Annotated in this window: 4 protein-coding genes; 3 read left to right on the top strand and 1 reads right to left on the bottom strand. The window is 55.9% G+C overall.

The window, feature by feature from the left end:
• The first annotated feature begins 239 nt into the window (after window positions 1-239).
• Window positions 240-2,714: a PQQ-binding-like beta-propeller repeat protein gene (locus NTX71_06890; protein MCX6339630.1), complete on the top strand. Its 2,475-nt coding sequence runs from the start codon at window positions 240-242 to the stop codon at window positions 2,712-2,714.
• A gap of 400 nt (window positions 2,715-3,114) precedes the next feature.
• On the opposite strand, the gene NTX71_06885 is transcribed toward NTX71_06890, so the two are convergent.
• Window positions 3,115-3,441, bottom strand: a complete 327-nt coding sequence (locus tag NTX71_06885; GenBank protein MCX6339629.1) for a helix-hairpin-helix domain-containing protein — start codon at window positions 3,439-3,441, stop codon at window positions 3,115-3,117.
• Between the two features lie 366 nt (window positions 3,442-3,807).
• Between NTX71_06885 and NTX71_06880 the strand changes: the two genes are divergently transcribed.
• Both NTX71_06880 and NTX71_06875 read left to right on the top strand, forming a co-directional pair.
• Entirely contained in the window at window positions 3,808-5,313 is a 1,506-nt protein-coding gene (locus NTX71_06880) for a sigma-54-dependent Fis family transcriptional regulator (GenBank protein ID MCX6339628.1), read from the top strand.
• A gap of 55 nt (window positions 5,314-5,368) precedes the next feature.
• A complete protein-coding gene (locus NTX71_06875) occupies window positions 5,369-7,261 on the top strand; it encodes a hypothetical protein (GenBank protein ID MCX6339627.1) in 1,893 nt (630 codons plus the stop codon).
• The last annotated feature ends 46 nt before the right edge of the window (window positions 7,262-7,307 follow it).

The raw sequence follows: 7,307 nt of genomic DNA, 5'->3' as shown, positions 1-7,307 counted from the left end.
GTAAATGATGTTCACCACGGATTTTCACGGATAACCACACGGATGGCCGCAGATGAAGCTTTCTTTTCATCTGTGAATATCCGTCATAATCCGTCCCGCTTAGCGGGATCCGTGGCCCCCCTCTATAAGTGACCCCTTACTATGAGGCAATTCGTACCATTGACATACTTCGATCAACATGGTAAATTTTAGTAAGGAGGGACATGTCAGCAAGGTTTGCTTTTGTTAGAGAAGGCAAAATGAAAAGGGTGTTTTTTTATTCGCTCATTGCTTCTCTGGTCTTGATTGCGCATACCGGCTTCGCCGAGACCTACATGCGCGTGTATTACATCCAGTGGGCTCCGGAGGGCGGGGGAGATCACGGTGACTGTCAGTACTATGAGTTCCCCGGCGCAAACTGTAAATTTGGCGATGAGGACGACAGAAATCTTTTAATTGATGCGGGAAATAGTACAGCCGCTTCATCCCCCCTGTTCGTCTTCCTCGACAGCAAGCTCAAGAAAGGACTCCCGGACGAAAAGCCGCTCTGGTTCATGGCGCTCTCACATGCCCACGAAGACCACTACGGGGGAATGTCGACGGTGCTCACTAGATACGCGGTGAAGAACTTCTATGAGTGTACAACTAAGTGTAAACTCAGTGACCAGGATTCCACCTTATTTAACAGTATCTACAGTGCGGTTGGAGGAGCGGCTCACTACTTCCAGGTTGTGACAGGCGACCGCCTGAGTGGCTCGAACCCCACCAAATACCCTGCCGACAACCCCAATGGCTTTGATCCGAATATCGTGGACCATATCCTCGCGGCCGGGACAAGCGGGAACTGCGACGATCCTAACGACGCCAGTATTGTGCATCAATTCAGTTGCGGCTCGAGCGTGTTCTTGAGCGGCGGCGATGCGAAGACCAGCAGTACCGAGAACACGATCGTGAGCGACTATCCCACTGAACTCGCCACCACCGATATCTACAAAGTCCACCACCATGGGTCAGACGGCAGCAGCGACGCGAGTTTCCTTAGTCAAATGAGCGCGGAGTATGCCGTGGTGCAGACGGCGTATGGGAGCGATGACCATCCGACCGCAATTGCCCTCAATCGGATTTGGAACTCCGGCGCCGGGGCGATAGTGTACCGCAATGACCTGGACGGAACAGTGCTGTTCAAGTGCGACAGCCAGGGCAATTTCGATATCATGCGCTCAAAGATCTTCTCCGGAACGAATGGATATCACCCATTGGCGTATCCCCCCCCCGATCCCCCCCAGAATCTGCAAGTGACCGCGGTCGCGACCTCCTCCGTAAGCCTCGACTGGGACGACGTGGTTGCTGTGTCGCCTGGGGTTGTGTATGGCTATGACGTATTCCGCTCTACCACACACAACGGCGATCCCGGCGCCGGGAGAGACGCGAACCCCGGCTGCGACGCCACCGGGATCTATCAAAAGATCCACACGGGAATCGAGGCCGTATCCAAGTACACCGATACGACCATCCAACCCGGGATCACGTACTACTACCGCGTATCGTCAAAGGCGACCTATGCGGAGGGGACCGACACCGTCTGCTACGAGCGGAGATATTCCAATGAAGCATCCGGCGGCATAACCTCCACCTGGCCGATGTTTCACAATGACGCGCAGCGCACAGGCAAGAGCTTGGCGGGAGGTCCTTTCAATCCGGTGCTCAAGTGGAGCTACGGGGCAGGTAACAAAATTTCCTCATCGCCGGCGCTGAGCGGGACCGGCACGGTATATGTTGGTTCTGGAGACAACCGACTCTACAGCATTGACTCAGGCGGCGCGTTGCTGTGGAGCTATGCGGCCGATGAGCGTATCTTCTCAGCGCCTGCGATAAGCGCCGACACGGTATGGGTGGGCTCTGATGACAACCGCCTCTACTGCGCAGCCAATCTCACCGGCGTGCTCTCCTGGAGCTATGAGACGGGAGGAGATATATCCTCCTCAGCGGCGGTGAGCGGAGCTGAAACGGTGTATGTCGGTTCTCATGACAACCGGCTCTACAGTCTAGACTCTGTTGGTTCCTTATTGTGGAGTTACGAGGCCTCCGAACTTATCTTTTCGTCGCCGGCGATAAGCGCCGACACGGTGTACGTGGGTTCTTATGATAACCGCCTCTACTGCGCAGCCAATCTCACCGGCGTGCTCTCCTGGAGCTATGAGACGGGAGGAGATATATCCTCCTCAACGGCGGTGAGCGGAGCTGAAACGGTGTATGTCGGTTCTCATGACAACCGGCTCTACAATCTAGACTCTGTTGGTTCCTTATTGTGGAGTTACGAAGCCTCCGGACCCATCTTTTCATCACCGGCAGTGAGCACCGACACGGTGTACGTGGGTTCTGATGACAACCGCCTCTACTGCGTGATCGATCTGACAGGCGTGCTCTCGTGGAGCTACATGACCGGCGGCTATATTTATTCCTCACCGGCGGTGAGCGGGACTGACACGGTGTACGTGGGCTCTGAGGATAACATCATCTACGGCCTCAACTCGAATGGCACACTGGCGTGGCGCTATGTGACAGGCGGCATTATCAAGTCATCTGCGGCAGTGAGCACCGACACGGTGTATGTGGGTTCTGATGACAACTTCCTTTACGTGCTCGCTAATCCTACTTCGACCCCCACGCCGACCCCTACAATAACCCCAACACCGACAGATACTCCGACGCGAACCCCCAGAGTTCTCCGTTAACACCGATAGTTAAAAATGGACGCAGACTCGAATTGCCCTTCAGCTATCCGCTACTATCCACGAGCATCCCTCGCGGCGCACCAGCCGGCCCCTACGAACTGGTGACCGCTTTCTTTGACCCGAGCAGGCCGATCAGATCCCGTGCGGACGCCTTTCTCGAAGTCAGCGCTCACTTCACGATCGGCAAGTAGCCCTCTGGGCATGCGTAACATGAACGAGAACATACTCTAACCAAATACGTAATTAACTTATCACCACAGACCAACAATGCAGCGGAAAGTTTAAGGCCCATAGTTCTAATCCTATCATCACCTCTCACCTGCAACGCTCCGCGCACAAAAAAAGGGCAGCTCTGTGCATGGTGCATCAGAACTGCCCTTGAGCTGCGTAACGTTTACGGTTACCTGCGGTTTTCCAAGAGTGCGCCAACAGTTGCGCTATGCCTTAGCGCCTCAAGGCGCCTCTCTCCGATACCCGGGATTTCCTTCAGCTCGGATACGCTTCGGAAAGATCCAACTTCCTTCCTGTAACTGACGATCAGCTCCGCGATGTCCTTGCCAACCCCCGGCAATTGCTCCAGCCTTCGCTCGGATGCAGTGTTTATGTTTATCTTCGCCGTAGCGTATACCGGTGAAGCCGCTATGACGGCTGCAGCCGCGAATGCTGTCAGGAGGACCATCAATCTTGCTATTTTCATTTCTATCTCCTTCTTTTCCAGACCAGACATATGGTCTGACTTCACCTCCATAGGTAGCAACAACCATGCCAAAGTCAGGTATTCTATATAATATTTCGTAACTTGTTGCTGTGGTGTTTAATGAGGCTATATTTACAGCTTATAACATTCTTATATGACAAGATATCAGTGTGTGAATATGTAATTCAGATATAGAAATATACCTTATGTGATATAACTCTCTGGTCTGAGCACCATAGCTAGGGTAACTATACCATTGACACAATAGCCTAAATCCGTATAATACTACTCTTGGTAATAGGTTTAGAATATCGCTGTTTTATTGACGATAAGGTCGTGCGCTTACTATACTTCCAATAATAGTGATGTGCGCAACTGGATCAGGAAAAAGAAAATATGACACCGGAGATGAAGCAGGAATATGTAATCAGCAAGCTTTTCTCTCTCTTGCAGGCATCCCAGGAAGTATCCTCGACAAGAGATAAGGCAAAGCTTCTTGAATCAATCGTCCTCTCCGCGACGAAAGTAATCGAGTGCAAAAATTCGTGCCTCATGCTCTTGCACCCCGAGTCTCAGGAACTCGTGGCCCACGTGATCGTCGGAGATGATAAACAGGTGATGCGCGAGGTCAGGTTTAAAGTCGGGGAAGGCATTGCAGGGTGGGTGGCGAAGCACGCAGAAGCGGTGCTCTCCAATAATGTGCAGAGCGATCCCCGATACTCAAAGAAATTGGACGAGATCACCGATATGCCACTGCAGTCGATTCTCTGCCTCCCCCTCGTCTCCAAAGGAAAGATGCTCGGCGTCCTCAACATCATCAACAAGCCTGAGGGTGGGCGCTTCACAGAAGAAGATCTGCACCTCGCCCAGGCCTTCGCCGCTCAGGCGGCGATCGCCATCGACAATGCGAATCTCTATGATGCCATTTCAAATGAGAACAAGCTCCTGCGAGACCAGCTCGATCTGGCTCCCAAACTCCTCGTCAGTTTCAATCCAAAGATGAAGGAAATTATTGAAATGGGGCGTCGAGCGGCGGAGAGCGACGCGACCGTGCTGCTCCTCGGGGAGAGCGGGACAGGCAAGGAGATCGTCGCGCGCGCGATCCACACGTGGAGCGACAGGAAGACCTGCCCCTTCGTGGCGCTCAATTGCGCGGCGCTCCCCGAACAGCTCATCGAGAGCGAAATATTCGGCCACGAGCAGGGGGCGTTCACGGGCGCGGTCCGCCGCAAGGTGGGCAAGGTTGAGCTCGCGAACGGTGGAACGCTCTTCGTCGATGAGATTGGCGAGCTGAAACTCGATGTGCAAACGAAGCTCCTCCGCGTCCTCCAGGAGCACCAGTTCGAGAGGGTCGGCGGGACAGAGGTCATCACGGCGGATATACGCATCATCGCGGCGACGAATAAGGACCTGCGTGAAGAGATCCAGAAAGGCGCATTCAGGGAGGATCTCTTTTTCAGACTGAATGTAATCTCGCTGACCATCCCTCCGCTGAGAGAGAGAAAAGAGGATATCCTCTTTATCGCCAATAATTTCATCCAACGCTACTGCGCAGAGGAGGGGAGGCACGCCCCCACCATCTCCTCCTCAGGGAAGAAGGCGCTCCTGGGGTATGACTGGCCCGGCAACGTAAGAGAGCTCGAAAACGTGCTCGAGCGGGCAATCGTGCTCGGGGAAAAGGACACCATTGACGCGGATAATCTCCTCCTCGATCTCTCGCTGCTCATAAGCAAACCGATCGATCTCAGCCGCCCCTACCGGGAGCTGGTGAAGGGCTTCAAGAGAGATATCATTAAACGGGCGCTCGATGAGTGCGGCGGGAATCAGTCCCGTGCCGCTGAGAAGCTGTCGCTCACCCAGCCACGTTTCTCAAGGCTGATGAAGGATCTTGGCCTCCGGTAGAGGGGCGGTATGTGATATACTGCTGCGAGAAATACGGGGAGGGGAGCCACCGCATATGAGAATAATTTCCATGGCCGGCAATTCTACACCGCACCTTAAAGAATTCAAGGTCGTCATCCACAGGTTCAGCTCAGCGCTCGCCTTCGGATGCCTCGTCTGCTTCACCGCGCTATCGCCAGCCGCGGATGGCTTCCCCCGACCGAAGATATTCTACGGTGAGGATATCAACGGCGCTGCCACAACCGGATGGGATTACGATCGCAACGACGACGGCAGGATCGATTATCGAAAAAAGGACCTCGACGGCGACGGCGTGGTGGACCTCTACCTTAACGACAGGGACCTCAATGGCTCGTTCGAGACGGTCATTGAAAAATCAAAGCTCGCACGTGGAGGGCAGCGGCACCTCATCATCTGCGTGGACTCCGTTCCCTACGCAATTATGCAGGAGCTGTGGCGTGAGGGCCACTTCAGGGATTTTTATCAGCCCAGCCGGGTGATCTCCACCCTCCCCTCCGACACGAATCCCGCCCTCACGGAGATATTCGGGACCGAGAAGCCGCCCGGGGTGGAAGACCGCTACTACGACAGGGATGAGAACAGGATCATCGGCGGGAAGTGGGACCACATGGTCCGCCGCAATCGGCTGACGGACATGAGTTTTCATGGCGTATTCGACTACGAGGAGCACCCCCGCTACGGCGCGCTCATGTACGTTGCCCCCTGCCTCGTGTCAGACCACGACCTGGAGCGGTGCCGGACGGTGTTCTGGGAGTGCTACCGCGAGAAGCCGCCGCGCGAACCGATCATTCTCTACATAGGTTCCACGGATGCCGTCAGCCGCAAGCGGGGGCGGGAGGGGGTGCGCCGTCAGCTCTTGATGCTCGAGGGGATACTGGATGAAATTCTCTACGCCGCGGCGGGGGAGTTACGTGTCAGCCTGTTTTCGGACCACGGGAACAATCTGGTGCACAGCGACCCCATGATCGATCTGGGCCACCACCTCGCGCGCAACGGGTTCAGGCTCACCTCCTCACTCACACGAGAACGGGACGTCGTCGTCCCGCGCTTCGGCCTCGTCGGTGACGTCTGTATGTACACAGACCACTGGAACGCGGAGGCTCTCGCGGAGACGCTCACGACACTCAGGGGAGTAGATTTCGCGCTCTACGAGAAAGACGGGGACATTTTTGCCGTGGGCGCACGCGGAAAGGCAAAGATCAGCAGGCGCGGCGAGTACTACCGGTACCAGATTATAGAGGGCGACCCGCTCGGGCTCGCGCACGTCCTCAAAGAGCTTGAGGAATATGAGAACCTCGATGGAGAAGGATTCGCCGATGACGACCTGTGGTTCGAGGCCACAAAAGGCCACCGCTACCCCGACATCTTACGGAGAGCGGTGGCCGCGATGACCAACCATGTGGTCAACCGGCCCGATGTCATCCTCAGTCTTGAGGAAGGCTTCTGCTACGGGAGCGGCGCCTTCGTGAAGATGACCGACCTCCTCGGCACGCACGGGAGCGCCAGAGATACCCAGTCAGTCGGAATGGCGATGAGCACGAGCGATCCCCTCCCCGACTATATCCGCGGACCCGATCTGATGGCAGTCTTGGGCGAGCAGAAACTTGAACTCGCCCCTAAAGTCACGCTCACTGCCACGCCGACACCCACGGCCACGTCCACCGCAACGGCGACTCCCACCGAGACACCGACGGCAACACCCACGGCAACGAGCACGCCGACACCGACGTCCACCGCGACCCTCACCCCTGTCCCCACTCCCACCGCCATCGCATCACCGACAACTACGCCGACTCCCACGCCCACTCCCATTGCCCCAACGCCCACCCCACCTCCGGCAGCGCCGCCACCCCCCACCGCGGCTCTACCGACAGCCATACCGTCACCGACGCACTCCCCGCTCCCTGAGGGGAGTGTGAATAAATAGCGGCTGCCGGGGAATGACGTCTGGAAGAGAGGTGTGTTCTACACTC

This window comes from Candidatus Auribacterota bacterium (assembly GCA_026392035.1).
GTDB lineage: Bacteria > Auribacterota > Tritonobacteria > UBA1439 > UBA1439 > JAPLCX01.
This window is presented reverse-complemented; position numbering and strand designations above follow the sequence as displayed.

Excerpts from the sequence above, each read along its gene's own strand:
- NTX71_06890 (MCX6339630.1), top strand. The coding sequence starts at position 240 with ATGAAAAGGGTGTTTTTTTATTCGCTCATTGCTTCTCTGGTCTTGATT.
- NTX71_06885 (MCX6339629.1), bottom strand. The coding sequence starts at position 3,441 with ATGTCTGGTCTGGAAAAGAAGGAGATAGAAATGAAAATAGCAAGATTG.
- NTX71_06880 (MCX6339628.1), top strand. The coding sequence starts at position 3,808 with ATGACACCGGAGATGAAGCAGGAATATGTAATCAGCAAGCTTTTCTCT.
- NTX71_06875 (MCX6339627.1), top strand. The coding sequence starts at position 5,369 with ATGAGAATAATTTCCATGGCCGGCAATTCTACACCGCACCTTAAAGAA.